This is a genomic window from Paenibacillus sp. XP01 (assembly GCF_057364885.1).
On sequence record NZ_CP139481.1, the window covers coordinates 2,104,484 to 2,131,104 of the forward strand.

Sequence of the window (26,621 nt, forward strand, 5' to 3'; positions counted from 1 at the left end):
GTAAGGAATGTCATAGTATTGTCATCCAGACGTGGTTGTTACTGGTCTTCAAAAAGGGCATAATGGTAGTTATGAGTCCAAAACGAGTTGGAGGCATCTTAACAATGAGCTATAATGACCGTCTGATTCGGGCGAGCTTCGGACAGCAGGTGGACCGTGTTCCGGTGTGGTACATGCGTCAGGCTGGGCGTTACGATCCCGATTACCGCAAGATCAAAGAGAAATATTCATTGCTTGAAATTTGCCGCCAGCCCGAGCTGGCTGCTGAAGTGACCCTAATGCCGGTACGCAAACTCGGCGTGGATGCGGCTATTTTGTATTCCGATATTATGAATCCGGTTGCGTCAATCGGCATTGATTTCGATATTGTCAAAAACATCGGTCCCGTCATCGATAATCCCATCCGCAGCGCTGCGGACGTGGATCGGCTTCGTCCCATCGACGTGGAGGGGGATTTGTCCCATATATTAGAGACGATCCGGATTCTGGACAAAGAGCTGGACGTTCCTTTGATTACGTTTGCGGGTGCGCCGTTTACGATCGCCAGCTATCTGATCGAAGGCAGGCCGTCCAAAGGATATATTCGCACCAAAACGTTGATGTACAGCGAGCCTGAAGTATGGCATCGGCTGATGCAGAAGCTGGGCGACATGGTCATTACATATGTACGAGCCCATATCGGCAGCGGCGGCAAAGCGTTCCAGTTGTTCGACAGCTGGGTAGGCGCGCTCTCACCGATTGACTTCAAAACCTATGTCCTGCCAACCATTACCCGTATCTTTGCCGAATTGTCGGATTTGAATGTACCCAAAATTTATTTCCCTGGCGTTGCTTCGGGAGAATTGCTGCCCGCGCTGCTTGAACTGCAGGCGAACGTCATTGGATTGGATTGGCGGGTATCCATCTCCGAAGGACGCAAGAGACTGGGGGGCAAGTTTGCCGTGCAAGGCAACCTTGACCCGTACGTGCTGACCGCGCCGATGGATGTCATCAAGCAGCAGGCCAAAGCGATCATCGACGAAGGCGTTAAGGAGCCGGGCTATATTTTCAATCTGGGTCATGGATTGTTCCCGGAAGCCTCGCTTGATAAATTGAAAGAATTGACGGCGTATATTCACGAATATTCTGCTGAAGCATTGAGAATGGGAGTGAAAGTTACCAATGACTAATACAGTAGGCGTACTGGTGATGTCTTATGGCACACCGGAGAGCATGGAAGGCATCGAAGCGTACTACACGCATATTCGCCGGGGGCGTCCTCCCGAGCCGGAGCAATTGAAAGAATTGACGGATCGGTATGAGGCCATTGTCGGCGGTGTGTTCCCGCTCAGGGAAAACACGGACAACCAAGTGAAGGCCCTGCAGGAAACATTGAACCGGGATGAGCGCACAACAGAGGTGGAATTCCGTTGTTATCAGGGATTGAAGCATGCCCGCCCGTTCATCGAGGACGGCGTTGAACAGATGGCCAAGGACGGCATCCGGACGGCGGTTGGCATCGTGCTTGCTCCACACTATTCCACGATGAGTGTGGGCAGCTACATTAAGCGTGCCCGCGAGAAGGCGGAGGAGCTCGGCATTCAGATGTCTTTCGTCGAAAGTTATCATCTGCATCCGAAGTTGATTCAGGCTTTTGCGAGCCGTGTCAATGCCAAGCTGGATGCGTTTGAGGAAGCTGGCGCAAAACGCGGGGAGGTTCGGGTCCTGTTCAGCGCACACAGTCTGCCCGAACGGATCGTCGGCATGGGCGATCCTTATCCGCAGCAGCTGCTGGAGACATCGGAAGCGATCGCTTCCCGCACGGGGATCAGCAATTGGCAGTTCACATGGCAGAGTGCGGGAAGAACCGCAGAGCCGTGGTTGGGACCGGACATTCTGGACACGCTTCAGAATCTGGCGCGCGAGCAGGTGGAGGACGTCCTGGTGGCACCCGTCGGATTCGTGTCCGATCATTTGGAAGTGCTCTATGATCTGGATATTGAAGCCAAAACGATCGCCAAGGAAATCGACATACGTTTGATGCGCATTGATTCGCTGAACAGTGATCCTCTGTACATGGAAACGCTCAGCGATGTAATTATAGGCCGATGGCAGCAAGGAACAGATGCGTAATGGTTGATAAGAAACGGCGTGTCGTAGTCATCGGCGGCGGGTTGACCGGCCTCAGCGCGGCATTTTACATCCGGAAACATTACCGGGAAGCAGGGGTAGAGGCCCAAATTACGCTTGTGGAAAAAAGCTCGTCCATGGGCGGCATGATTCAGACGCTTCATCGTGACGGTTTCGTGATCGAGAAAGGCCCGGATTCCTTCTTGGCCCGCAAAACGGCTATGGTCGATCTGGCCAAGGAACTGGAAATCGACCATGAACTGGTCAGCCAAAATCCGGAATCCAAAAAAACCTACATTATGCAGCGCGGCAAGCTGCATCCGATGCCTGCGGGACTGGTGCTTGGCATACCTACGGAACTGGCGCCGTTTCTGCGAAGCGGGTTGGTGTCTCCACAAGGCAAGCTGCGCGCATTGATGGATTTCTTCATCCCGCCGCGTCGATCGTCAGAGGATGAGTCGCTCGGGTACATGATCGAGCGCAGGCTTGGGCCGGAGGTGCTGGAGAACCTGACCGAACCGCTCTTGGCCGGCATTTATGCCGGGGATATGCGCAAGCTGAGCCTTCAGGCCACCTTTCCGCAATTCGGCGCGGTGGAGCGGGATTACGGCAGCCTGATTCGCGGCATGATGACCGGACGCAAGCCGGCAGAGACCCATACGGGAACGAAAAGAAGTGCGTTTCTTACGTTTCGTCAGGGGCTGCAAAGCCTTGTTCACGCGCTTGTTCATGATCTGCATGACGTGAAGCAGCTGCTGAACACCGGAGTGCAATCTTTTGAGAAGCACGACGAGGGAGAGGCAAGATACCGGGTCCATCTGGATAACGGGGAGTCGCTGGCTGCCGAAGATATCATTGTCACCGTGCCGGCTTTTGCGGCAGCGCCGCTGTTGAAACCCCATGTGGATACCTCCGCGCTCGATGCCATCAATTATGTGTCCGTGGCCAATGTGGTGCTCGCATTCCAGAAAAAGGACGTGGAGCACGTCTTCGACGGCTCGGGATTTCTCGTGCCGCGCAAGGAAGGGCGCAACATCACGGCATGCACGTGGACTTCGACGAAGTGGCTGCATACAAGTCCGGATGACAAAGTGCTGCTTCGCTGCTATGTCGGCCGTTCCGGCGACGAACAGAACGTGGAGCTTCCGGATGACGTGCTGACTGACCTCGTGCTCAAGGATTTACATGAGACGATGGGGATTGATGCCGTTCCGCTCTTCACAGAAATTACGCGGCTTCGCAAATCGATGCCGCAGTATCCGGTCGGGCATCTGCAGCATATTGCGGCGCTTCGGCAGGAACTCGGCGACAAATTGCCGGGCGTTTATGTTGCCGGGGCTGCGTATGAAGGCGTTGGTTTGCCGGATTGCATCAAACAGGCGAAGGAAATGTCCATGCAGGCTGCAGCCGCGCTTGCGGCGTTGTAACATTCATCATGGGGCTGTCTCGAACGTTGAAATGGATACGTGGAGACGGCCTCTTTTTTTTCAGGCGGTCTGTCTACTTAGGGAGTGCATCGATAGTTATTTTTCTTTAGATTATGGAATTTCGCGGGTGTGAGCGAAGTTGAAGGCCATAATCGCAAGAAAAATTTCTGCTAAAGGCGGTCTGTCTACTTAGAGAGTGCATCGATAGTTATTTTTCTTATATAATGATAGCGATTGGGTTGAAATGGAATAGAAGAGGTGGTCTATGTATCCCCCAAGATCCGAACGAGGTGCAAGGAAGAAAAAGCGAAAGCGCATAAGCCCGCAAAAGGTAGTCTGGAGCATTAATCTGCTGCTTTTTGTCTGTATCATCCTGGTCTCGCTCTACTATATTCTCGGGATGAAGGAGCAGCAGGCAAGCACAAACCCGCAAGATGAGATTGTAAGTGAGGTTCCGGAGGATCGCGACAATACCGAGGAGAACCAACCTGCTGGTGAATCAGATGCAAAACCGGTAACTGGCGGAACGTTGGATGAAGAGCCTGACCAAACGCCTCAGCCTGACCATCAGGAATCCCCTGCTGCAAGTGGAGGGAAGCAAGGTTCAGAGCCTGCGAATGCATCCGGAACTTCCGAGGCCGTCAAGACAGACCAACCTGCGAAACAGCCGGAAAAGCCAGAGAAGCCTGCGTCATCCAATACTTCGGCTGCTCAGGACAACGATAAGTCTTCGGGTAGCAGCGTTGTTGCGCCTCAGCCTTCGGGTACCTCCGGTGATGTCATTATTAATATTGTCGGAGATATGCAATTTTCGGGCAAGGTAGCGGAAGTCCTCGATAAAAACGGCTATGACTATGCCTTTGCTCAACTTGGAGGCATGTTTAAGGAAGACGACCTGACCATCGGCAATTTGGAAACCCCTGTTACGCTTGGCGGAACCGGGGCTGCCAACAAAACCTTTGTGTACAAATCTTCACCCAAAGCGCTTGCCGCAATGGTCGCTGCTGGATTTGACGCCGTAAACCTGGCCAACAATCACATTTTGGATCAGGGCGTGGAAGGTTTGGTGGATACGCTCACCTATCTCAAGGAGTATGGCATCGAACATGTCGGCGCGGGCATGAATCAGGACGAGGCGTATGCTCCTGTATACATGGAACGCAAAGGAATGAAGATTGCCCTGCTTGGTTTCAGCAGGGTCGTTCCTGAAACGAGTTGGAAAGCCGAAGGAAACCGGGCTGGCGTTGCAGAAGCTTACAGCTCGGCCGCGGCTGTAAATGCAATCAAGGAGGCCCGCAAGCATGCCGATTTGGTCATTGTGGTCGCCCATTGGGGAGAGGAACGTGTAAGCACCCCCAACAGTGACCAGACGAGACTGGCTCATGAATTCGTTGACGCTGGCGCGGATCTGATCATCGGGGGACACCCTCATGTACTGCAAGGCGTCGAGCTGTACAAGGGCAAATGGATCGCTTACAGTACAGGCAATTTCATTTTTTCAAGATCGACCACGGAGGAGACCTGGAAAACGGCTGTCTTCCAAGCGCGCTGCAGCGCGGATGCCAAATGCAGCATGAAAGTGGTGCCTTATGAAGCAGGGCTGGGGCAAGCCATTCCGATGGAAGCCGACGCTGCACGGTTGCTTCTGGAACAGATGACCACGCTTTCTCCTGGCATCCGTTTTGAACCAAACGGAGCAGCTGTGACGAAATGACTATCATTTTAGGGGGAAACCTAGTGAAAAACATATGTGTCGCGCACCGCGGATACTCCTCGGTAGCGCCCGAAAACACGATGGCGGCCTTTTTGCTGGCCATGGAGCAGCCGCAAGTGCAATGGATCGAGCTGGATGTTCAAATGTCGCGCGATGGTGTTCCCGTCGTCATTCATGATTTTTCGTTGGAACGTACGACAAATGGCGAAGGTTTGGTCCGGGAGACAGATCGTTCCACTATGGCATCGCTTGATGCCGGATCATGGAAAAGCAAACAATACGCAGGGGAGCGCATACCGACTTTGGCGGAAGTGCTGGATCGCTGCTGCGGCAAAGTACGGCTCAATATCGAATTGAAGACGGTAGGGAACATGTACCCCGATTTGCCGGAAGCGGTCATTCGAGAGGTGAAGAAGCGTCATATGCAGAACGACGTTGTTTTGACCTCCTTCGAACCGAAGGCTTTGATCAAAGCAAAGGAGATTGACCCCGGGATTAGGACCGGGTTGATCATTGATGCCTATCCAGCCGATCTTCCCGAGCGTTTGCAGGAAATGAAGTGCAGTTTTCTGTCTATTGGACACTCCCATGTCAATCGCAGCATGATGAACGATTTGCGGAGCAGAGGCATCCAAGTCATGGCTTGGACGGTGGACGATCCGGCCGTCATGCAGCAGCTCGCGGCGGTCGATCCGGAAGTGATGATCTGCACGAACGATGTGCATGCGTGGCAGGTAGCTTTCCGTGATTCGCATGACCGGTTTATCAAACGTTAGAGGCAAAGCTTTGCATAACGAATCCGACAAAGGTGGTTGTATTCATGCTGACAAATATTCGCAACGTATACTGTGTAGGACGCAATTATAAACTTCATGCCGAAGAACTGGGCAATGCCGTTCCTGACGAACCGATGATTTTCATGAAACCTTCCCACGCGGTCATCCCCATGACTGAAGAGGTCATTGAACTGCCGGCCGGAAAAGGTGAAATCCATTATGAGGCCGAGCTGGTCATCCGCATCGGAAGCAGCTACGAGCCGGGAGTCAAGGTAGATGAGCTTGTCGATGCTTATGCTTTTGGCATTGATTTCACGCTTCGGGACGTACAGTCCAAGATTAAACAAAAAGGCCATCCTTGGACGGCGGCCAAAGGGTTCCGCAATTCGGCGCCGATTACCGATTTTCAGCCTTTTCCTGGGGTGAAAGACTTGCTGGAAAGCGACTTTACGCTGACCAAAAATGGGGAAACGGTGCAGCGCGGCAACATCCGCAACATGATTTTCAGCTTGCAGGACATCGTGGATTATGTTGGCCATCATTATGGCCTGGGAGCTGGTGATGTGATCTTCACCGGAACACCTGAAGGGGTGGGACCAACGACGGCAGGAGACGTGCTGGAATTGGGCTGGAATGGCCAAACGGTGGGCAAATGTTCCATCGCATTGAAGTAGATGACACCAACATGTGATCTGTCTATAACGGGAACAAAGCTGCAAGGAGCGCGAAGGCGCTCCTTTTGGTTTTGCGGCATTTCATCAACATTTCGGCATCACGGGAAACCGTGTTATAATCAGTGTACTGTTGATCAACTTTTAAAATGGGAGAGCGTCCGTTGCATTTAACGCATGCTGACGTACAGGAGAACATATGGACTGGATCATCGGCGCCGTGTGCGCCTTTATTGTAGCGGGCGCCGCCTATGCCAAAAAATCGCTTACCCTGTCGGGAGCGCTTGCGGCTGTCATGATGGGAACCATCTATTACGGCGCGGGGAACTTGTTTTGGTTTGGTACGCTGCTGCTGTTTTTCATCACTTCCACGGTGCTTTCGAAGTATCGAAAGGATCGCAAGCAGGAGCTGGAGAAATCGTACGCCAAAACGGGAAATCGTGACGCGGGACAAGTCATGGCCAATGGCGGCATCGGCATGATTCTTTGCCTTGCATACTGGTTGTATCCGCATCCGGCTTGGTTGTATGCGTTCATCGGTGTCATGGCGACCGTTACCTCCGATACCTGGGCGACTGAACTGGGTAGTTTAAGCCGCAAGCCTCCTCGTTCCGTGCTGACATGGAAGGTGCTGACACCCGGAGCTTCCGGAGGTGTATCGATGCTTGGCACCACTGCTGCTGCTGCAGGCGGGGCCATGATCGGCGCGGGAGCCTCCTTCTTTGGCTGGATGGCCGGCATGGAACATGCTCATGTGTTGGGCTGGATATGTACGGGACTGGTCGGCGGGCTTGCGGGGGCTTTTGCCGATTCCTATCTGGGAGCAACCGTGCAGCGTATGTATCGCTGCACCGTATGTGGGCGCGACGTGGAGGTTGGAACGCATTGCGGGCATGATACGGTGCGAGCGCGAGGCTGGTCATGGATGAGCAACGATCTGGTGAACGTAATCAGTTCCCTTGTCGGTGCAGGCGTGGCCATTGGATTAGGGAACATTTTTGCGCTATAGGGGGAGTTGCATTTTGAGCAGCGTGCAGGGAGACAAATCGGAAGCCATTTTGGATGCGGCTTACACGATATTTGGATCGAAGGGATTTTACGAAACCAAGATGTCCGATATCGCGGACGAGGCGGGGATCGCCAAAGGCACGATTTATTTATATTTCAAAAGCAAAGAGCAATTATTTGTGGCCGTATCGAAAAGGGACTGCAATGAATTCATCAGCCGGCTGGGCCGAGCGCTGGAAGCTCATGAAAGCACGGGCGACAAGCTTGGGGCCATTGCCGAAACACATCTGACGTATTATTATGAGCGCCGCAATCATACCAAGCTGTTTTTTATGGCCCCGAACAATGATCCGGATCTGATGCAGTTCATGAAAGGGTTCATGCGCGAGTACATGGGCGTGGTACGCGAGGTGCTGGAGCGGGCAGGCGTGCCGGACCCTGTGTTGCTGGCAGAAGCTTATATCGGCATCCTTGACCGCCTGAAAATGGATATCATGCTGAATCCCGAGTTCGGCGAAGAGGATCTGAACAGACGGATTGCGTTTGCGGCAGCATTATTCCTGGATGGGTGCCGTTCTTTTTTGCAAGCATGAGTGGAGCGGGGACACCATCAACTAATTTACGGAGAAGTGGGTAACGAGCATGAATATAATGACTGTGGAGCAAATCTCCAAGAGCTATGGCGAAAAAATATTGTTTAAGGATGCCTCATTCGGCTTGAACGACCAGGACAAAATCGGCATTGTCGGCGTAAACGGGACGGGGAAATCTACGTTTTTGCGCGTCATTGCCGGGATTGAACAACCCGACGAAGGGCAGATCGCGATCGGCAATGACGTGCGCATTCAGTTTTTGGCACAAAATCCCGACTTTAACCCGGATAATACGGTGCTGCAGCAAGTATTTGAGGGTGACAGCCCGGAGATGAAGACCGTGCGCGATTACACGGAAACGATGGAGCTGCTGGAGCTTCATCCTTCCGACACGGCTTTGCAGGAAAGACTGCTGCGACTGAACCAGCAGATGGAACAGCTCCAGATCTGGCAGTTGGAGAGCGAAGCCAAAAGCATTTTGTCCAAATTGGGCATCCGGCAGTTTGATGCACGCATGGGGACCTTGTCCGGTGGACAGCGCAAAAGGGTGGCATTGGCCTCAGCGCTTATTCATCCTTGCGAACTGCTGATTCTGGACGAGCCGACGAACCATATCGATAACGATTCGGTGGTATGGCTGGAACAATATTTGCAGAAACGGCGCGGCGCGCTGCTTATGATTACGCATGATCGCTATTTCCTGGACCGGGTAGCGAACGTGATGCTGGAATTGGACCATGGCCGTTTGTACCGCTATGAGGCGAACTACACCCGTTTTTTGGAACTGAAGGCTGAACGCGAAGAGCGTGAGATCGCTTCCGAGCAGAAGCGGCAAAACCTGCTCCGCACGGAGCTGGCGTGGATTCGGCGCGGTGCCAAGGCGCGTACGACCAAACAGAAGGCGCGGATCGACCGTTTCGAACAATTGAAAGACCAGCAGGGCATCCAGCGTTCGGGGGCAATGGATGTGTCCGTCGGTTCCACGCGGTTGGGCAAAAAAATTCTGGAGATCGAGCATCTCTCCAAATCGGTCGGAGATCGCAAGCTGATCAGCGACCTGAATTACATTGCCGTTCCCGGCGATCGGGTGGGGATTATTGGCCCCAACGGCAGCGGCAAGTCTACCTTGCTGCAGATGATTTCCGGCAAGTTGGAGCCGGATGAAGGCGAAGTGGTCCTCGGACCAACCGTGAACTTGGGTTATTTCACGCAGGAGCATCAGGAGATGAATGAATCCCTGCGCGTGATTGAATACATCAAGGAGGCGGCCGAGAACGTGAAAACAGCCGATGGTTCGGTTATCACCGCCTCGCAAATGCTGGAGCGTTTCCTGTTCCCTCCTGCCTCGCAGTGGACGCCGATTTCGCGCCTGTCCGGCGGGGAGAAGCGGCGGCTCTACTTGCTGCGCGTGCTGATGGGTGCGCCGAACGTACTGCTGCTGGATGAGCCGACCAATGATTTGGATATTCAGACATTGGCCGTGCTTGAGGATTACCTGGACGATTTCCCGGGCGTCGTATTTGTCGTATCCCATGATCGGTATTTCCTGGATCGGACCATCGATAAAGTGTTGGCCTTCGAAGGCGCGGGCGTAGTGCGGGTGCATGTGGGCGATTACAGCGAATACGCGGAATGGATGGCCCGTAATGTCCCGGCCCCGGCGGGATTGGAAAATGCCGCAGGCGGTGCCAAGGCACAAGCTGAAACGGCTGACGTCAAGCCTGCTTCCGCGTCCAAGCCGAAGCTGAAGTTCAGCTTTAAGGAGCAGCGCGAATATGAACAGATCGATGATCATATCGAAAAGGCGGAAGCCAACATCGCGCGGATCAATACGGCCATGGAAGAAGCTTTTAGCGATTCCGCCCGTTTGCAGGAATTGATGGCCGAGCAGGCGGAAGCCGAACGGCATTTGGAGCAATTGATGGAACGCTGGACCTACCTGAACGAACTTGCAGAACAGATCGAGCAGAGCAAATCGTAACCACGGACACGAATTTGAAGCAAGGATGCCATCTGTTCGGGGCATAAACCGATATGAACACCTTTCTGATCAAGCGCGGCTTTGCTGTCGCACTGAGCAGGAAGGTGTTTTTGCATTGTCCGCTAGTAAGGCGCTCAGCAGAAATTTTGTACCTTTTCCCTGGGTCTATTCCAACCTGGAGGGCTTGATTTGAAACATTTGATATGAGGAGTGCGTGGGGGAGAATGCGCAGCGTGGTGTCGATTTATTTTTCCAAAAGCAAAGGATGCCGCAACGGAATAAGAAAAGTCCGTAGGCATCCTTTTTTTTGCGGTGTATATCGTCGCGATATTATGGGGCTTAAGGGGTTGTGATATATGCCGTTAGCAGCCTTGCCGTGTTCAGTACCGCATTTTTGTGCGTACGCTCCATGGAATGGGAAGCATGAACGCCTGGACCGATGAGTGCGGCGCGGATATTGTTGCCGCCGCGGAGCGCTGCGCTGGCGTCCGAACCGTAATCCGGATAAATGTCGACGGCATGATCCAGGCCGCCTTTTTTGGCCAATTCAATCAGACGGCTTGTCATGGCATAATCGTAAGGCCCGGAAGAATCTTTGGCACAGATCGAAACGTCGGTTTCTTTGCAGCTCAGATCATCCCCCATGGCGCCCATATCAACGGCGATCATTTCACTGATCTCCGCTGGGATGTGCGCGGCGCCATGACCGACTTCCTCATAGTTCGAAATGAGCAAAAGAACGTCATGCGCCGGCTTCCAACCCTCGCGTTTGGAAGATTCCAACAAGCCGAACAGTGCAGCCACGCTGGCTTTGTCATCCAGGTGTCTCGATTTGATGTAACCACTTGGCGTAATAACGGCCCGGGCATCAAAGGAAATAAAATCCCCGACGCCGATTCCGAGCGCGAGAACGTCCTCTTTGTTGTTCACGAGTTCGTCGATGCGTACTTCCATATGGCTTTCCTTGCGCTCGAACGTGCGGGCGTCAGGGTAGACATGGACCGAAGGATGCAGCGTAAGGATAGTGCCTGTATACGTTCTGCCGTCACGGGCATGGATCGTGCAATATTCGTTTTCGATGCTGTGCATGGTAAATCCGCCAACCGAAGTCAGTTTGAGCGTGCCGTAGGACGTAATGGAGCGGACCATGGCACCCAACGTATCGACGTGTGCGCTGAGGCCGATCGTTTTGCTGTTGTCTTGCCCGGGCAAACGCAGAATGGCGCCGCCTTTGTTGTTCAGTTTGGATTCAATGCCTAGAGATTGGGCTTCCTTGCAGATCATATCGATAATATGATGGGTATAACCGCTGGGACTAGGAGTGTCCAACAACGTTTTTAAAAAATTCAATACGTATGATTCATCGATGGTATGATGCATGGGTCATTTGTCCTCCTTCATTGAAACTCACAATTTAAAAAAACAGAAACACAGCCTGGCAGGCGGAAATGCAGTGCATCACCAAGTACCCGGCAGGCTGCTTCGAGTGCTACCATGTATTGTTCCGCTCTAAATCCCTACTCCTTTTTATGCAAGGAATCTGGCTCCTCCGTTCCGATCGTAGCAGCTGTTTGAGATGGTTCCGCGGAAGCAAACGAATCAGGCGAGAATGGGCTCGCCGCAGATTGCTCTAGTTCGGTAATACGCAGCTTCAATTGTTTGTTTTCGCGCTGAAGCCGGTATTGGCGGTAAATGCCGTAAGATCCCACGATAACGCCGCCGATCAGCGTGCAGCCGAGAATGAGCAGAATCAACGGAATCTGGAACGTGTTGAACAGCAGGTTGACCTTCACGGCGTTGACGTTAATCACCGCAAAAATGCCGGTTAATAATGCAAAAACGAGACCTGCAATGAGGGACCATTGCATTTTCATGATGTTGCCTCCTTGTTAGGACCGTCCTTTTCCTTGAAGGAAAGGCTATGCAGCATTTTAATTCTTTCCTGGGTCCTGAACGTTTGCAGTCTGATCCGATGATAAAATCCCCTGCCCGACAAGGGCAAGGGATGAACCGTTTCAAACCGTTCAAACAGGGGTCCGCCTTACTTGGTGAGCTGTTCCATCTGCTCGATCAGTTCCTTGAAAACGCTCATGGCTTCGCGAATCGGCTGCGGCGAGGACATATCCACGCCTGCCTTTTTAAGGATGTTGATGGAGAAGTCGCTGCCGCCGCTTTTCAGGAATCCGAGATAACGATCTACCGCAGGTTGGCCTTCCTCAAGAATTTGCTTGGAAAAGCTGGTTGCCGCAGAGAATCCTGTTGCGTATTTATAAACGTAAAAGCTGTTGTAGAAATGGGGAATGCGAGCCCATTCCATCTCGATATCTTTATCAACGACCATGCCGTTTCCGTGATATTTGACGTTAAGGTCATAATAAATTTCCGACAGCAATTGCGGCGTAAGAGCCTCGCCCTGCTCGGCACGTTCATGAATGATTTTCTCGAATTCCGCAAACATGGTTTGACGGAATACGGTGGTGCGGAATTGGTCCGCATAGTAAGTAAGCAAATACAGCTTTTCTTTCGGATCTGTCGATTTTTTGAGCAAGTAATCCATCAGCAGCGCTTCGTTGGTCGTGGAAGCGACTTCGGCCAAGAAAATGGTGTACTGCGCATCACGGTAGGGCAGCGCGTTGTCCGAATAATACGAATGCAGCGCGTGGCCCATTTCATGCGCCAACGTGAACATGCTGTTCAAATTGTCCTTGTGGTTGAGCAATACATAAGGGTGCGTGCCATAAGCGCCCCAAGCATAAGCGCCTGACCGTTTGTTTTCGTTTTCGTACACGTCGATCCAGCGATCGTCGTATCCGGATTGCAGGACGGAGGCATAATCCTCGCCCAGCGGCTTTAGGCCTTCTTTCACGATTTTCTTCGCTTCATCATAGGTGATGTCCATTTTGTATTCGTCCACGAGCGGGGCGAACAGATCATACATGTGCAGTTCGTCGACCTTAAGCAGTTTTTTGCGTAATTCCATGTACCGATGCAGCAGCGGCAGGCTTTCGTGGATGGTGTCCACAAGATTGGTATACACTTCTTTCGGGATGTTGTCGCCATATAGGGACATTTCCAGCACGGAAGGGTACTTTCGCACATTGGCGTAGAACATGTTTTTGGTTACGTTGGCATTTAAGGCTGCGGCGATCGTATTCTTTTGTTTGGCGTACGTTTCGTAAACGGCTTTGAAGGCACGTTCCCGGACCTCGCGGTTCGGATTCTCAAGCAATTGGATATAGCTGCCGTGAGTGAGTTCGACTTCCTTGCCGTTTTCGTCCTTCACTTTCGGGAACTTTAAGTCGGCGTTGTTCAACATGCTGAAAATGGTTGACGGAGCCTGCGAGAGGTTCCCCACCTGGGCCAGCAAAGCTTCCTCGGCCTGGGTGAGAACATGCGCTTTTTCGCGTTTCATTTCCTGTAACGTAAATCGGTAGGGTTTGAGATCGTCGTTGGCAATGAAGGCATCAAGCTGTTCGTCCGGCAGGGACAAAATTTCAGGCGTTACGAACGAAAGCGCTTCGCCGACCTTGACGCTCAGTTTCTGAGCTTTCTGGGAGAGACTCTGGTATGTAGGGTTGGCGGTGTCTTCATCCTGATGCATGCGTGCATAGACAAACAAGCGCTCCAGCTTCAGGCTGACTTCGTCTTCGAGCTCAAAGCTTGCCTTCAGCGATTCGGGTTTGTTCAGCTTTCCCTGGAATTCGGAGGCTTTTTTGATTAAAGCAAGTACTTCCTCATATTCCTGATCCCAAGCCTTTTGGTCTGCAAACAAGTCCTCCAGTTTCCATGTATGCTCAGCCGGCACCTCGGAACGTTTCAATAATTGACTCATGGGAATCCTCCTTTGTTGGGATAATGGAAGGGATGTATGTATGGGCCGGTCTGTCCTTGCCACGTTCGCTTGTGCGGGGAGAGGCGAAGGGATCAGACTGAACGCCATCAGAACGAGCAACGTGTTTCGCCATTTCAAGCGGTTTCCTCCTCGTCGGTAAAATACCCGAATAGTATGGCCGGAGGGTCGCTGAAATATTTGGGAGCGTCAAGCGCCCATGTTGAACAAGAAGTAAACGATCAGAAAAAAGGCGAAGCCGATCATGAGGGTGGCTATGAGGGCCATGCCCCGTTTCAGCTTGGCCGGGATGGACTCCCGCCCCAGGATCAGTACGATCCCGAGGGAGAAGGCCAGAATAATGAAGATGAACGCATTGCTTGAATCAAGCTGCATATCAAACCTCTTTGAAGGCGGCCATCAGACGCTGCCATTCTTCCTCGCGGTTTTCGAAATCTTCTTTCGGGAAGCGGCGTTCGGCCCACTGCATCAAGGCAGGACGGCTCAGAAACGTATGGCATTCCTCGCCCCACTGGTCGGAAATTTCGCGCAGCACCAAATATTTGCCCTGCACTTCAACGGTCATCATGTTCCACTTGTCGGTTTTGTATATTTCATGTTTTTTGATCATAGGTCGTCTCCAAACTTACGGTTTTGGTAAAATGATACCGTACCCTTAGATGCAAAGCAAATTTTTTCGCATTCTTTGGAAAAGATAAATTGCAATGTGCATGGTCATACAGTATAATGATGGTATTCACCACAGATGGTGATATTTTTAGGAGGTTGTTCATTTGAAAGGTACAGTTAAATGGTTTAACGCAGAAAAAGGCTATGGCTTTATTTCCGTTGAAGGCGGCGAGGACGTATTCGTACATTTCTCCGCAATTCAAGGCGACGGTTTCAAAACTTTGGAGGAAGGTCAAGCGGTTGAATTCGAAATCACTGAAGGAAGCCGTGGTCCTCAAGCAGCTAACGTAATTAAATTGTAAGATCTATCCGCCCGGCGGATCTCTTATAAATGATTGACCGATAGCTGAACATTAGCAATCAAGCACAGTCTCCCTTATGGGTGGCTGTGCTTTTTTTGGTTCGGTTCAACCAAGCCCCACCCGATTACGTGCGGCGGAGCATGTGGAAGAACAGTTGGAGCGCGAATCCGATCAGGGCGGCGAATGCAAAAGCCATCGCCGTCAAATAGAACGTTTCCCTGCCGGCATGTTCCAGAAGCAATCCGCCCAATGTGCCGCTGAGCAGTCCTGATGCGCTGGACCATACAATCGTGAACATGGCCATGCCGGTCGCCCGGTAATTGTCGGGAACGAGCCGAGTAATGTAGCGGACAGCGGTCACATAGAAAACGCCGAAGGTCAAGCTGTGCAGAAACTGAACCATGATGACGGTAGCAGGCGTATCGGCCATGGACATCAAGAACAGCCGGATCGTGTACATCAGTGCGGCAAGAGCAAGCAAAGGCAGCTCTTTATAGCGGTTGCCGTACTTGCTGAGCAGCAAAAACACGGGAATTTCGCTTACGGACCCAATGAGCAGGGACCAGCCGATGACCCCTTCGTTCGCTCCGAGTTCCTTAAGCGTGATCGTCAGAAAGGCTTCGTTCATTCGGTGGCCCAGGGCAAGCAGGAAGGTACAGCCGAAAAAAAGCAATACCTCCCGGCTCTTCAGAATCGACCATAGCCCGGAAAGCTCCATCTTGCTGCTGCTCGCCACAGGCTGATCCTGAAGCTTGAATCCGATAAGCAGCGTGGTTGTCACGATGGCAATACATATCCACATCGTCCAACCCGGTCCGAAGGAGCCGAGAAAATATCCGATGGCCAATGCAAAGAAGGCATACCCGATCGAACCAAAAACCCGAATGGACGTAAAGTTTTTGCCGTATTTGCTGGCCGTAGTGATCGCCATCGTATCAGCCAGGGGGTAGACCGGATAATAGAAAAAATAAAAAAGGGTGACCAGGACAAACACTTCGCCAAACGTTGTTGCATTGGCAAGCAGCACACCCATGATCAACTGCCCGGCCAGCAAAATGATCATCACTTTCCGCACCGTTTGGTATCGGTCGCTGGCCATGCTCCAAAACATGTTGGAAAACACGGAGATGAGCGGACCGATTCCATACAGGTAGCCAATTTCGGCCCGGCTGAAGCCCAGATGGCTGAAAAACAGCTGGAAATAGGACACAACGAGCACGGTGGACCCGAAAATGGTGAACATGAGTGCCCGCAGCCAGTTTTGATCCGGACGGGCGAGAGGACTTGAATTCATGGTTGACATACTCCAATCTCGTAGTTGAAATCCGTTGTTCCTAAAGGGCGGAGGATTTTCCGCCCCTGCCTGCCGATCTCATCGTAGGCTCCTGCTGCGTGCGCCGGATGACCAGCCACACGATGACCAGTTCGGCAAACAGACCCAGGGATTGCGCGATGGCGCCGATCATGCCGTTCCAGGACGGAAACAGGTTAATCAGGATAAGCAGAACAATCATAGTGCATATTGCATTGGCGGCCTGGGATCGGAACATCGTTTTGGTCTGCCCGCGCAGCAAAATGAGGCCGTTGCTGAAATCCAGGAACGGGGAGATCAGCGGAAACAGCACAAAGGCGCGCAGGGTCCATAAGCTCTGTTCCAGCAGATTGCCTTCCACGCTCATGATATGTTCCAAAACCCATGGGCCTAGCGGCGTATAGGCGATAGACGTCGTCATCGCAAACGGAACGAAGCCCGTGACGAGCGCGAACTTTTTGACGAGCGTGGCATTGACCTCATAGAAGTTCAGCACGATCTGGTGAATATAAGTAAAGAAGCTCAGCATGAGCTGCATCAGGCTGCTTGCTACCGCAAAGGAGGAGATCGCCAGTGCGATGCCCGTCGTTTTGCCAAGCGCGATGTTAATGACCGGGCCGATGAACAGCGCCACGAAGCTGGACAGGAGCAAAGGTTTGTAAAAGCGAAATACTTGCCCCTTCGTTTCTACCGGATGATCTTCCAATTTGGCAGGCATGTTCCGTTTGATGCTGTTTCCTTCGACAAAACTAACCAACGCCTCAATAATCATGCCGACCGCAAAAATGATAGCGCCTACACGACCGCTGTTAATGGTATCCGTATAGATGAAATAGAGGGAAAGTCCATACATGCCGGCAAGCCGGAACAACATGCCGAACGTTAGCCATTTCGTGCGGTTATTCGTAATGATGATGCCTTGATAGATGTTACGGATGACCGAAAATATGCTGACATACATCAGGATCTCGTATACATCGATGACTTTGGTCAAGAGGTCGGGACTAACGCCGAACAAGTATTTGAACACGAGCGTTCCTACGGGGGAATACACGATCGCAAAACCGATCAGAAGCACGCAGGCCAAAAATATTTTCGTGACGAAAGCGAGCGCCTGAAAAGAAAGGCGGTCACGAACCAGCGCAGAGCAGGTTTGCCGCAATAAAGTGGAAGGGCGCTCGGTTAAGGTCAGCAGGCTTCCGGCGATTGCATAACTGGCAATGACCGTTTCCGGGTGCGCCGAGCGCGCCAGCGTGCTGTTAATGATTACGTGAGAAATGGTGACGAGAGAGGCGGAAATGCCGAGCGGCACGAAAAAAGCAAATAACCGTCTCCATGAGAGCGGTTCACCTGACGTCATGTCAACGACTCCTTTTATGGATGAAATAAAGTTAGTATACCATAAAGCTTATGCAGTGGATGCGATTTTTTGCCGTGCCGGCAGGGCAGATCATTTGTACAATTAGGGGGATCATATTATAATAGTAGTGGTTTAAAATCGCTTTATTACGTATTCAATCAAGTGGAGGCACATTTAATTTGAGCCAATTCAATCAAAGCCGCCATCAATATCCGCGGGGACCGCTCGATTTGATGAGGAAGGTGTACAGGAACACCATTCCGGAAACCCGGAAGGAACTGGACGGTTGGAGAGCAGCGGCGGAGCGTATTCCGAACGAGGAGCTGCGCAATCAAGCCTTGGCCAGCCTCAGGGACAAGCAGTTTCACTGCGAAGGGGGCACGGTATATGCTTTGCCCGACATGAACCAGAGGCACATTCTGATCCCGCTTATCGTTTCTTATCAAACCATTAGTGATTATTTGGACAATCTATGTGATCGCAGCACGTCGATGGATCCCGGCGATTTTCGCCTGCTTCATCAATCGATGCTTGATGCGGTTAACCCGGAGGCTTCGCCTGTCAACTATTACGCGCTTCGCGAGGAGCAGGATGACGGAGGATACCTTCATTCCTTGGTGACGCGGTGTCAGGAGCTGACGCGCCAGTTGCCCGGCTACGAGGCCGCCAAACCTCAAATTCAGGATCTGGCAGGTCTATACACGGACCTGCAGGTATATAAGCACATCAAACCCGAGCTGAGAGAAACGGCGCTGCTTGAATGGTGGTCGAAGCATCGTCACCGCACGCCTCAGCTGCGCTGGAACGAATTTGCTGCCGCGACCGGTTCCACGCTGGGCGTTTTCATGCTATTCTTGGCTGCAAGCGACGGGCACCTGACGGAAGAGCAGGCTGCTTTGATTCATAGAGCCTACTTCCCGCATGTGTGCGCACTGCACATCTTGCTTGATTATTTGATCGACCAGGATGAGGACCGTGTGGGCGGAGATCTCAACTTTTGCAATTATTACGATCATGTTGAGACCATGCTGGACCGCATTGCTTTTATCGTGGAGATGGCACGCAGCGATGTGCGGAACATTCCGGGGAATTCGTTCCACCGAATGATTATCGAGGGACTGCTGGCCATTTACCTGTCTGATCCCAAAGTCAGCGAACAGCAGGAAGTTCGCGCCGTATCCAAGCGTTTGATGAAGAAGAGCCCGATGACCCGGGTGTTCTTCTTCGCGTTCAGCCGCTGGATTCGCAAAAAAATGTAAGTCAGGCGTTTTTGTTGCGGGAGCCTGAAGTGAAACTAGAGGAGGAAGAAACATCATGTCAGCAGTAAAAAAAATCGCAGTTCTAACGAGCGGTGGCGACTCACAAGGAATGAACGCAGCTGTTCGTGCCGTCGTTCGCAGTGGTTTGTACCATGGTCTGGAAGTCTACGGCGTGCAGCGTGGATACCAGGGTTTGCTCAACAACGACATTTTCCCTATGGATTTGCGCAGCGTTGGCGATATCATTCAGCGCGGAGGAACCGTCTTGCAATCGGCCCGCTGCAAAGAGTTCTACACCGCTGAAGGACAACAAAAAGGGGCGGACATTCTGCGTGCGCGCGGCATTGACGGCCTGGTCGTGATCGGTGGAGATGGCTCCTACAACGGGGCAAACAAATTGAGCAAATTGGGCATTAACACCATGGGACTTCCTGGAACGATCGACAACGACATTTCGTTTACGGATTACACCATTGGCTTTGATACAGCGGTTAGCGTAGTTGTCGATGCGGTTAACAAATTGCGCGACACGATGTCCTCCCATGAACGTTCTTCCATTGTTGAGGTTATGGGACGCCATTGCGGCGATATCGCACTGCATGCCGGCCTGGCTTCCGGCGCGGAAACGATCCTGGTGCCGGAAGTTCCATTCGACATGGACGAAGTGGCAGAGCGCATGAAAGCAAACTTTTCACATGGCAAACGCCACAGTATCATCGTTGTTGCCGAAGGTGTAGGAAAAGGCGAAGATGTAGCCAAAGAATTGATGGAACGCTGCCCGACCTATGAACCGCGTGTAACCGTGTTGGGACATATCCAGCGCGGCGGGACTCCAACGCCGTTTGACCGCAACCTGGCCAGCCGTCTGGGCGATTTCGCCGTACGCTCACTGATTGAGGGAGAAACAGACAAAGCTTGCGGAATCATCAAAGGCGAGCTTGTGTTGACGGACATCGATAAAGTGGTCAACACCAAAAAACAATTCGATTTGGACACTTACGAGCTTGCGATTCGTCTGTCCCAATAAATCCGGCATCATGCAAGAAAGAGCACGGCACCACTTGAAGTGGGCCGTGCTCTTTCTTTATGCACCGCATGCAGAGCGTCATCGGTTTATCGTTGCTGAACGTGGTTGCTGCTCTGCTGTGCCGCCATACGCTGCACGACAAACAGGCGATACAAGAGAGCGACAGCCCCCACAGCAAGACCAGTGATCAGGCCGATCCAGTACCCAAACGGGCCGAAGGATGTGTACGTTGCCATGAGATAGCCGACGGGCAAACCGATAATCCAATAAGCGACAAACGTAATGATCAGAGCAGGATTTACATCCTTGTACCCTCTGAGTGCGCCTTGCGTCGGGGTTGCAATGGCATCTGAAATCTGGAAAAAAATGGCGTAGATCAAAAAGTGCTGAGTTAGCCCGATGACGTCGGCTTCTTTGGAGTACAGCCGGGCTACCGTTTCGCCGAATATCAGGAGCAGAGCGGCGGTAACCAGAGAAAGCAGCACTGCGCCTCCAATGCCTAGGAGACTGTATTGTTTGGCGTCCTTCACGCGGCCTGCTCCCGATTCATAGCCGACAAGGATGGTAAGTGCCATGCATATGCTTACCGGAAGCATGTACAAGGTTGATGCAAAATTCAGCGCAGCCTGGTGCGCCGCTATAGTTACCGTATCGAATCGGCTCATGAGCAACGTGACGGCGGCAAAGATCGAAGTTTCGAAAAAGGTGGCAAACCCGATCGGGATGCCGATTCGCAGCAATTCCTTCCATTTGCTCAGCGATACGCCACACCATTTTCGGAAAACTCCATATCGGGCAAACGGCTGAATCCGGTGCACAAAAAATATGCTGATCAGAAAAATCAACCAATAGGTGCTTGCCGTTGCAACGCCTGCTCCGACCCCGCCCAATGCGGGAAAACCCCAGCGTCCGTAGATCAGCAAATAATTCAGAACAATGTTGATCGGAAGGGAGATCAACGTAATCAGCATCGTGACTCTCGTTTGTCCCAGCGCATCCATGAAACTGCGGAGCACGGTATACCCGAACAGCGGTAGAATGCCGAAAGCAAGCGCGCTCAAAAATCCATGAGCGACTTCTGCAACCCGGAAGTCCAGAGGCATGGCGTCCAGAACGGGGTTTAGCAGCAGAGCGCCAGCGACGAGCACAATCAGTGCAACCGCGAGGCCAAGGTATAGGGCCTGCAACGTGCTGCGGCCGATCTCGTCATAGCGTTTGGAGCCAAGAAGGTGCGAAACGATGGGAGTGATCCCCATCAAAATGCCGTTAAGCCCGGTCTGAACGGGCATCCAGAGGCTTGTGCCGATAGCGACGCCGGCCAGATCGGCGGGAGAGAAGCGCCCTGACATGTTCGTATCGAAGAACGACATGGCAGACAGCGATATTTGCGTCGTGAAGATCGGTAAAAATATGATCAAAAACGGTTTGATTTTTTGCGAAAAACTCGTTGTTAACATGTTCACGTGAAAGGCCTCTCTGTTCTGAATAATATCATCAGGCTGTCGTATTGAAAGCGCACAGCTATTCATTGTAGAGGATTTTCATTCGTTTGAATAGACGGGGAAACAAAAACCGCCTCCAACCGGGCATTCCCGGCTGAAGGCGATTTGTTCATCTTTGAATTATTGAATAAAACTTTCGTTCTGATGTTCGCAAATACTGTATTGAATAATTTCCATTGCGTCCCCTTGCTCCAGAATGCCCATTCCATCCCGGAGGACAATGAGTGAGTCCAGCTCATTCGGTTTCAAGAAAGGGAGCATCTCAGGGCACCATCTGTTGACGATTTCTAACAGTTTCACCGTTTCCATCTCCACAACAATCACCCTTTCCTACTCGAATTCCAAACATGGTAACTCATTCGGCGAGAATTGGAAAAGCATAAGGCCTGTGAAATTGAAGGGCAGTTCCCTGCTATACAATCATATTTAGGAGCTGTGCACCATTATTATACCACAAAGTTACGAATTGTTAACCGGACAGAAACCTTTATCCTCTACGGAACGAGCCCATTACGCCAACCGTTTCCACAATGTTAACAAATGCGTTTGGGTCGGTTTCCTTGATAATGCGTTTGACTTCGACGAGTTCATACCGCGTGGTTACTGTCATTAACATGTCCTTTTCAATGTCGGTGTATGCTCCTTGCGTTTTGATTTTGGTGACGCCGCGCTTGTGTACAAGCATTTTTTTGAGCATGGCCTCGGTTTCGTTGGTCACAATATACAGCGTGACTTTGACATGGCTGATATGGATGAGATCGAGCACTTTGCCTGTAATGTATATCGACAAAATGGAGGCCAGGGCGATGTTCCAGTCATCGTTCAGGTAACCGGCAAGCAAAATAATGGCCCCATTCATGCCGGCCATTACGGTTCCGATCGGAAAATCGCGATTGCGGGTAAAGATCGAGCCGACAATGTCAAGACCGCCGGTCGAGCCGCCAACCCGGAATGAAATGCCTGTTCCCAGTCCGACCAGAACTCCCCCGAAAACACAGCTCAGCAATGGGTCGTCCGCTACGGTAATGATTGGCAGAAAGCCGATAAACCACGAAGTGGCGAGGACCGAAACAATGCTAAGTATAATAAAGCGCCTTCCGAGAATGAACCAGCCTGCAATGAGCAGTGGAATATTCAGGACAAAGTACATCACGCTCAGATTTAATGCCGTAAAGTAGCCAAGAAGCATGGATATGCCGGAAACCCCGCCGCTAAGGAGCTGATGGGGAATCAAGAACCAGTTAAAGCCGCACGCAATGGCAGCCGCGCCAACGATGATCGCCAGAAAATGCCAAATCATTTTGGGCAATTTAATCACCTCATTTTAGTTTTGAATCAGATCGCTGGTAATCTTGATTTGTTTTGTGATATAATAATTTGTGGATATTCTTGAGTAGGAAACTTTTTCCAATTGGAACGGTTAAAATTTAAAGTGTTTCAACGTATGCTATGTAGTTTTAGTCTTATGTTGGGGGCCCATTCACGAATTCGGCAACAAGGTAAAATTGGTGAAATGAAATCGGCGTTGTGGGAAACCCTATAAATATTAACGCTACTTAAGAATACAGACAACAAAGTGGATTGTCCACCATGTCCACCCTATAGAAGGAGTATGAATAATTTTGACAAATTTCTCAGAATTCAATTTGGAACCACTGGTGCTGCAAGCGATCACCGAACTCGGATTTGAAGAAGCGACTCCGATTCAGGCAAAATCGATTCCAGTAGCTCTGACGGGCCGTGATTTGATCGGTCAAGCTCAAACAGGTACAGGTAAAACGGCTGCTTTCGGTATTCCGCTGATCAGCAAAATTGCCAAAAACGACGAAAAAATCCGTGCCCTCATCATGGCGCCTACCCGCGAACTTGCGATTCAGGTTGCCGAAGAGATCGAAAAACTTACCCGCTTCAAGGGCCTGCGCTCCCTGCCTATCTACGGCGGACAAGACATCGTTCGCCAAATCCGTGCCCTGAAAAGAAAACCACAAATTATCATCGGTACGCCAGGACGTCTCCTGGATCACATCAACCGCAAAACGATTAAGCTTGAAGACGTACAAACCGTTGTACTGGACGAAGCGGATGAAATGCTGGATATGGGCTTCATGGAAGATATCCAATCCATCCTGAAGCAAGTGCCGGACGATCGTCAAACCATGTTGTTCTCAGCGACAATGCCTCCTAACATCCAAAAATTGGCTCAACAATTCCTGAACAACCCAGAGCATGTTTCCGTCATTCCAAAACAAGTTAGTGCACCTCTGATCGACCAGGCTTACATTGAAGTGCCTGAGCGCCAGAAGTTTGAGGCGTTGAGTCGTTTGCTCGACATGGAATCCCCGGAGCTCGCCATCGTGTTCGGTCGTACGAAACGCCGTGTGGACGAATTGGCTGAAGCGTTGCAAAAACGCGGTTATTCCGCTGATGGTCTGCATGGTGACTTGTCTCAAAATCAACGCGATACCGTTATGCGCAAATTCCGTGACGGCAGCATCGACGTTCTCGTGGCAACGGACGTTGCGGCGCGTGGTCTGGACGTTTCCGGTGTAACTCACGTTGTGAACTTTGACCTTCCGCAAGATCCGGAGAGCTACGTTCACCGTATCGGCCGTACGGGCCGCGCTGGTAAAGAAGGCGCAGCATGGTCGTTCGTTACTCCGCGCGAGATCGATCACCTGCACTTCATCGAACGCGTGACGCGCCATCGCATTCCGCGCAAACCGCTGCCTACGCTTGCTGAAGCAGTAGAAGGCAAACAGCGCGTAACTGCAGAACGTCTGCTTGAAATCATGCAAACCGGCGAGTTGAACGAATACAAAGGCATTGCCATTCAATTGCTGGAACAATACGATTCCGTTCAATTGTTGTCTGCGGCATTGAAGTTGCTGACTGGCGACAAAAAGGATGCGCAAATCGAATTGACGCCGGAAGATCCGATCCGTGCAAAACGCCGCAGACCAGATGTGCGTTCCAGCGGACGCAAACCATCCGGTTACAACGGCAACCGTAGCGGTGGCGGCGGCGGATATAACCGCGACCGCAACAGCAATGGAGGACGTGGCGGATATAACCGCGATCGCTACAGCAGCGGAAGCAGCAACCGCGAAGGTGGCTATAACCGTGACCGCAAACCGCGCACAAACAACAATGAAGGACGTCGCCCTGCACGGGAGTCTTCTTTCGAATAATAAAGCATGACTAAGAATGGAGCAGGTTTCCTGCTCCATTCTTTTGTTTTGCCTTCGGGCAGGGACTTTCTGAGCCGAGGTTAACGATACGGATGATTTGCTTATGCAGGCAGCTCGCTTAGACAGCTCTTTTCGGGAAGTGCTGGCTTTTCCTATCCAGAATAGAGTATATTAATATTAGAGTTTACGTTAGAAGCAAGGCTGTGGAGGAGGAGAAATGTTTGGAATTTAAAGGAGCTATGGGCGGGATCTATCGGCTGACAGAGTGGATTACGAGACTGGCCGCAACCAACCTGTTGTGGGCGATTTGCTCGTCGCCGTTCTTGTTTTTCTTGGTCATGAAGCTGCTGGTGATGCAGCAGAATCTCGCCAACGAATCATTGCAAATGAACTGGGCTATCGGTATTGTGGCACCGCTTACACTTTTTCCGGCGACTTCGGCACTGTTCACGGTTGTCCGGAAGTGGAATATGGGAGATACGGATGTACCGATTTTCCGTACTTTTTTTAAAGGGTACAAGGAAAATTACAAACAGAGCTTGCTCGGGGGTATTTTCTACACGGTACTGTTTGTTGTCATGTATCTGGATTATACGGTTTACATGACGCAGTTTCGAAACATGCAGCTTGTCGGTATTATTATGTTGATTTTGCTGCTGCTGCTGTTTGTGTCCTTGTTCAACTTTTTCTCGATGGTTGTTCACTATCATATGTCCATCGGACTCATTATCAAAAATGCGGTGCTTTTGACACTGATCAGACCGTTCCGCGTATTTTCCACACTGCTCGGAAGCGGATTGCTGTTCTATATCGGCTTTAGTTATCCTGTATTGTTTATCTTCTTCATCATTAGCATTGTTGCCTGGTTTGCCTTCTTCAACTTCTATGCCACATTTAACAAGATGCAGGAACAAATGCAGAAGATGCAGCTGCAGAAGGAAGAAGAGGAAGCGGCTCTGGCTGAGGAAAAAGGGGACGAACGGGCAGACGGAAATCCGGCCAGTGAGGGACCTGCCGATAAATCCGATCGGGAGCAGGTTAAATAATCTTGATGAGCGGCATTTACTTTTGCCGCGGTTAGGGATATAATAACTGTACATCCTGCGATGTACGTTTCGGTTAATCGTTGTTTTGAACCAATGATGATGTCTTCGGGAGATCTACATAGAATGTTGCTGAAAAGCCCTGTCTATATGACAAGGGGACTTCAAACACATTTTTGCGGTCACCCACCTGCCAAGCAGGTTCATAAGACAATGTAGCCGGACGGCATAGGCGGGTTCTCTAACAGACGTACAGCACCCTGACTGCTTCCTTTGGAAGGAATTCAGGGTGCTTTTTTTGTGCGTAAACCATTCTGGTTTTGTTAAAAGTGCTTCATGCTCTTTTGTTACTACCTGAACAATGATACACTAGTATACATAAATGGAACGGTTACATTTAAAGGGGGAAGGGTCTTGTCATTAAAGAGAACGTTCGTTGGCATCATCCGAAGTATGGAAGGGACCAGTGATCGAGCCAAGGATCCCAAGATGAAAACGCGGTATTATAACATGTCCAAAGATAAAGCCTTTGAAGAAGTGTCTTCGACGCTGAAAAAGATTCCCGGATACCGTGTGCTGCATGAAGTGCCTTCGGTAGGAGAAATTATTCTGGAAAAGCGCACGTCGTTTGGCAGAACGATGGATATTACGGTGTCGATCATTTCGGTAAGTCCGGTACGCAGCGCGGTGGATATGTACTCGGCTTCCCGGGGATCTTTTGGGGATTTGGGCTCCAATTATCGAACGATCCTGAACTTATTCTCGGTGCTCGACAAGAAGCTGGCTCAGTTTAAAGTGCATGAATGAGTGACTGAGGATCAAAAAAACAA

At 51.3% G+C, this 26,621-nt stretch carries 25 protein-coding genes and 1 other RNA gene; 16 read left to right on the plus strand and 10 right to left on the minus strand.

Annotated elements, in window-relative coordinates; translation table 11 throughout:
- Positions 1-104: 104 nt before the first annotated feature.
- The 9 genes from hemE to SNR34_RS09830 all read left to right on the plus strand — a co-directional run bounded on the left by hemE (position 105) and on the right by SNR34_RS09830 (position 10,279).
- Complete coding sequence (hemE, locus tag SNR34_RS09790; protein WP_236418256.1) at positions 105-1,169, plus strand: uroporphyrinogen decarboxylase; 1,065 nt, start codon at positions 105-107, stop codon at positions 1,167-1,169.
- Complete coding sequence (gene hemH, locus SNR34_RS09795) at positions 1,162-2,112, plus strand: ferrochelatase (RefSeq protein ID WP_236418248.1); 951 nt, start codon at positions 1,162-1,164, stop codon at positions 2,110-2,112. Before hemE ends, hemH begins: the two co-directional genes overlap by 8 nt.
- Positions 2,112-3,536, plus strand: coding sequence for a protoporphyrinogen oxidase (gene hemY, locus SNR34_RS09800; RefSeq protein WP_486181788.1), 1,425 nt, complete (start codon positions 2,112-2,114; stop codon positions 3,534-3,536). Before hemH ends, hemY begins: the two co-directional genes overlap by 1 nt.
- Positions 3,537-3,801: 265 nt before the next feature.
- Entirely contained in the window at positions 3,802-5,250 is a 1,449-nt protein-coding gene (locus tag SNR34_RS09805) for a CapA family protein (RefSeq protein WP_486181789.1), read from the plus strand.
- Positions 5,251-5,273: 23 nt separating this feature from the next.
- Positions 5,274-6,026 (plus strand): glycerophosphodiester phosphodiesterase, encoded by a 753-nt coding sequence (locus SNR34_RS09810; RefSeq protein ID WP_486181790.1) that lies wholly within the window; start codon positions 5,274-5,276, stop codon positions 6,024-6,026.
- 44 nt (positions 6,027-6,070) lie between these two features.
- Complete coding sequence (locus SNR34_RS09815) at positions 6,071-6,700, plus strand: fumarylacetoacetate hydrolase family protein (protein WP_236418207.1); 630 nt, start codon at positions 6,071-6,073, stop codon at positions 6,698-6,700.
- A gap of 196 nt (positions 6,701-6,896) precedes the next feature.
- Entirely contained in the window at positions 6,897-7,706 is an 810-nt protein-coding gene (locus SNR34_RS09820) for a DUF92 domain-containing protein (RefSeq protein ID WP_343259616.1), read from the plus strand.
- 13 nt (positions 7,707-7,719) lie between these two features.
- Positions 7,720-8,298 (plus strand): TetR/AcrR family transcriptional regulator, encoded by a 579-nt coding sequence (locus SNR34_RS09825; RefSeq protein ID WP_236418195.1) that lies wholly within the window; start codon positions 7,720-7,722, stop codon positions 8,296-8,298.
- A gap of 49 nt (positions 8,299-8,347) precedes the next feature.
- Positions 8,348-10,279: an ABC-F family ATP-binding cassette domain-containing protein gene (locus tag SNR34_RS09830; RefSeq protein ID WP_486181791.1), complete on the plus strand. Its 1,932-nt coding sequence runs from the start codon at positions 8,348-8,350 to the stop codon at positions 10,277-10,279.
- A 339-nt stretch (positions 10,280-10,618) separates the two neighbouring features.
- Here SNR34_RS09830 and SNR34_RS09835 read toward each other — a convergent pair whose 3' ends face one another.
- From SNR34_RS09835 to SNR34_RS09855, 5 genes are all read right to left on the minus strand, one after another.
- Positions 10,619-11,659, minus strand: coding sequence for a M42 family metallopeptidase (locus tag SNR34_RS09835; protein ID WP_339277260.1), 1,041 nt, complete (start codon positions 11,657-11,659; stop codon positions 10,619-10,621).
- A gap of 137 nt (positions 11,660-11,796) precedes the next feature.
- Positions 11,797-12,153, minus strand: a complete 357-nt coding sequence (locus tag SNR34_RS09840; protein WP_486181792.1) for a LapA family protein — start codon at positions 12,151-12,153, stop codon at positions 11,797-11,799.
- Between the two features lie 167 nt (positions 12,154-12,320).
- Positions 12,321-14,111 (minus strand): oligoendopeptidase F, encoded by a 1,791-nt coding sequence (pepF, locus tag SNR34_RS09845; RefSeq protein WP_236418163.1) that lies wholly within the window; start codon positions 14,109-14,111, stop codon positions 12,321-12,323.
- Between the two features lie 207 nt (positions 14,112-14,318).
- Entirely contained in the window at positions 14,319-14,504 is a 186-nt protein-coding gene (locus SNR34_RS09850; protein WP_236418152.1) for a hypothetical protein, read from the minus strand.
- 1 nt (position 14,505) lies between these two features.
- Positions 14,506-14,739, minus strand: a complete 234-nt coding sequence (locus tag SNR34_RS09855; protein WP_236418150.1) for a hypothetical protein — start codon at positions 14,737-14,739, stop codon at positions 14,506-14,508.
- Between the two features lie 163 nt (positions 14,740-14,902).
- On the opposite strand from SNR34_RS09855, the gene SNR34_RS09860 reads away from it, so the two are divergent.
- On the plus strand, positions 14,903-15,100 hold the full coding sequence (locus SNR34_RS09860) for a cold shock domain-containing protein (protein WP_236418149.1): 198 nt from the start codon (positions 14,903-14,905) through the stop codon (positions 15,098-15,100).
- Positions 15,101-15,224: 124 nt separating this feature from the next.
- Here the strand turns inward: SNR34_RS09860 and SNR34_RS09865 are convergent, their stop codons facing one another.
- Both SNR34_RS09865 and SNR34_RS09870 read right to left on the minus strand, forming a co-directional pair.
- Positions 15,225-16,394, minus strand: coding sequence for an MFS transporter (locus SNR34_RS09865; RefSeq protein ID WP_486181793.1), 1,170 nt, complete (start codon positions 16,392-16,394; stop codon positions 15,225-15,227).
- A 40-nt stretch (positions 16,395-16,434) separates the two neighbouring features.
- Positions 16,435-17,772, minus strand: coding sequence for a multi antimicrobial extrusion protein MatE (locus tag SNR34_RS09870; protein WP_236418145.1), 1,338 nt, complete (start codon positions 17,770-17,772; stop codon positions 16,435-16,437).
- A 233-nt stretch (positions 17,773-18,005) separates the two neighbouring features.
- Here SNR34_RS09870 and SNR34_RS09875 point away from each other — a divergent pair, with 233 nt between their 5' ends.
- Together SNR34_RS09875 and pfkA are read left to right on the plus strand one after the other, a co-directional pair.
- Positions 18,006-19,031, plus strand: a complete 1,026-nt coding sequence (locus SNR34_RS09875) for a tetraprenyl-beta-curcumene synthase family protein (protein ID WP_438286768.1) — start codon at positions 18,006-18,008, stop codon at positions 19,029-19,031.
- Between the two features lie 55 nt (positions 19,032-19,086).
- Positions 19,087-20,058: a 6-phosphofructokinase gene (gene pfkA, locus SNR34_RS09880; protein ID WP_236418134.1), complete on the plus strand. Its 972-nt coding sequence runs from the start codon at positions 19,087-19,089 to the stop codon at positions 20,056-20,058.
- Positions 20,059-20,144: 86 nt separating this feature from the next.
- Here pfkA and SNR34_RS09885 read toward each other — a convergent pair whose 3' ends face one another.
- The 3 genes from SNR34_RS09885 to SNR34_RS09895 form a co-directional block, all read right to left on the minus strand.
- Positions 20,145-21,515 (minus strand): MATE family efflux transporter, encoded by a 1,371-nt coding sequence (locus tag SNR34_RS09885; RefSeq protein ID WP_486182433.1) that lies wholly within the window; start codon positions 21,513-21,515, stop codon positions 20,145-20,147.
- Between the two features lie 165 nt (positions 21,516-21,680).
- Entirely contained in the window at positions 21,681-21,869 is a 189-nt protein-coding gene (locus SNR34_RS09890) for a hypothetical protein (protein WP_236418123.1), read from the minus strand.
- Positions 21,870-22,047: 178 nt separating this feature from the next.
- The gene (locus SNR34_RS09895; protein ID WP_438286767.1) at positions 22,048-22,860 is read right to left on the minus strand and encodes a YitT family protein; all 813 of its coding nucleotides are present in this window, start codon (positions 22,858-22,860) and stop codon (positions 22,048-22,050) included.
- A 322-nt stretch (positions 22,861-23,182) separates the two neighbouring features.
- Between SNR34_RS09895 and cshA the strand changes: the two genes are divergently transcribed.
- From cshA to SNR34_RS09915, 4 genes are all read left to right on the plus strand, one after another.
- A complete protein-coding gene (gene cshA, locus SNR34_RS09900) occupies positions 23,183-24,748 on the plus strand; it encodes a degradosome RNA helicase CshA (protein WP_236418112.1) in 1,566 nt (521 codons plus the stop codon).
- Between the two features lie 221 nt (positions 24,749-24,969).
- Complete coding sequence (locus tag SNR34_RS09905; protein WP_236418101.1) at positions 24,970-25,794, plus strand: YesL family protein; 825 nt, start codon at positions 24,970-24,972, stop codon at positions 25,792-25,794.
- Positions 25,795-25,843: 49 nt separating this feature from the next.
- Positions 25,844-26,034: non-coding RNA, 6S RNA (ssrS, locus tag SNR34_RS09910), on the plus strand.
- A 171-nt stretch (positions 26,035-26,205) separates the two neighbouring features.
- Positions 26,206-26,598 (plus strand): DUF1499 domain-containing protein, encoded by a 393-nt coding sequence (locus SNR34_RS09915; RefSeq protein ID WP_236418091.1) that lies wholly within the window; start codon positions 26,206-26,208, stop codon positions 26,596-26,598.
- Positions 26,599-26,621: the final 23 nt, after the last annotated feature.

Excerpts from the sequence above, each read along its gene's own strand:
- hemE (WP_236418256.1), top strand. The coding sequence starts at position 105 with ATGAGCTATAATGACCGTCTGATTCGGGCGAGCTTCGGACAGCAGGTG.
- hemH (WP_236418248.1), top strand. The coding sequence starts at position 1,162 with ATGACTAATACAGTAGGCGTACTGGTGATGTCTTATGGCACACCGGAG.
- hemY (WP_486181788.1), top strand. The coding sequence starts at position 2,112 with ATGGTTGATAAGAAACGGCGTGTCGTAGTCATCGGCGGCGGGTTGACC.
- SNR34_RS09805 (WP_486181789.1), top strand. The coding sequence starts at position 3,802 with ATGTATCCCCCAAGATCCGAACGAGGTGCAAGGAAGAAAAAGCGAAAG.
- SNR34_RS09815 (WP_236418207.1), top strand. The coding sequence starts at position 6,071 with ATGCTGACAAATATTCGCAACGTATACTGTGTAGGACGCAATTATAAA.
- SNR34_RS09820 (WP_343259616.1), top strand. The coding sequence starts at position 6,897 with ATGGACTGGATCATCGGCGCCGTGTGCGCCTTTATTGTAGCGGGCGCC.
- SNR34_RS09830 (WP_486181791.1), top strand. The coding sequence starts at position 8,348 with ATGAATATAATGACTGTGGAGCAAATCTCCAAGAGCTATGGCGAAAAA.
- SNR34_RS09835 (WP_339277260.1), bottom strand. The coding sequence starts at position 11,659 with ATGCATCATACCATCGATGAATCATACGTATTGAATTTTTTAAAAACG.
- SNR34_RS09840 (WP_486181792.1), bottom strand. The coding sequence starts at position 12,153 with ATGAAAATGCAATGGTCCCTCATTGCAGGTCTCGTTTTTGCATTATTA.
- pepF (WP_236418163.1), bottom strand. The coding sequence starts at position 14,111 with ATGAGTCAATTATTGAAACGTTCCGAGGTGCCGGCTGAGCATACATGG.
- SNR34_RS09850 (WP_236418152.1), bottom strand. The coding sequence starts at position 14,504 with ATGCAGCTTGATTCAAGCAATGCGTTCATCTTCATTATTCTGGCCTTC.
- SNR34_RS09855 (WP_236418150.1), bottom strand. The coding sequence starts at position 14,739 with ATGATCAAAAAACATGAAATATACAAAACCGACAAGTGGAACATGATG.
- SNR34_RS09865 (WP_486181793.1), bottom strand. The coding sequence starts at position 16,394 with ATGAATTCAAGTCCTCTCGCCCGTCCGGATCAAAACTGGCTGCGGGCA.
- SNR34_RS09870 (WP_236418145.1), bottom strand. The coding sequence starts at position 17,772 with ATGACGTCAGGTGAACCGCTCTCATGGAGACGGTTATTTGCTTTTTTC.
- SNR34_RS09875 (WP_438286768.1), top strand. The coding sequence starts at position 18,006 with ATGAGGAAGGTGTACAGGAACACCATTCCGGAAACCCGGAAGGAACTG.
- pfkA (WP_236418134.1), top strand. The coding sequence starts at position 19,087 with ATGTCAGCAGTAAAAAAAATCGCAGTTCTAACGAGCGGTGGCGACTCA.
- SNR34_RS09885 (WP_486182433.1), bottom strand. The coding sequence starts at position 21,515 with ATGTTAACAACGAGTTTTTCGCAAAAAATCAAACCGTTTTTGATCATA.
- SNR34_RS09890 (WP_236418123.1), bottom strand. The coding sequence starts at position 21,869 with ATGGAAACGGTGAAACTGTTAGAAATCGTCAACAGATGGTGCCCTGAG.
- SNR34_RS09895 (WP_438286767.1), bottom strand. The coding sequence starts at position 22,860 with ATGATTTGGCATTTTCTGGCGATCATCGTTGGCGCGGCTGCCATTGCG.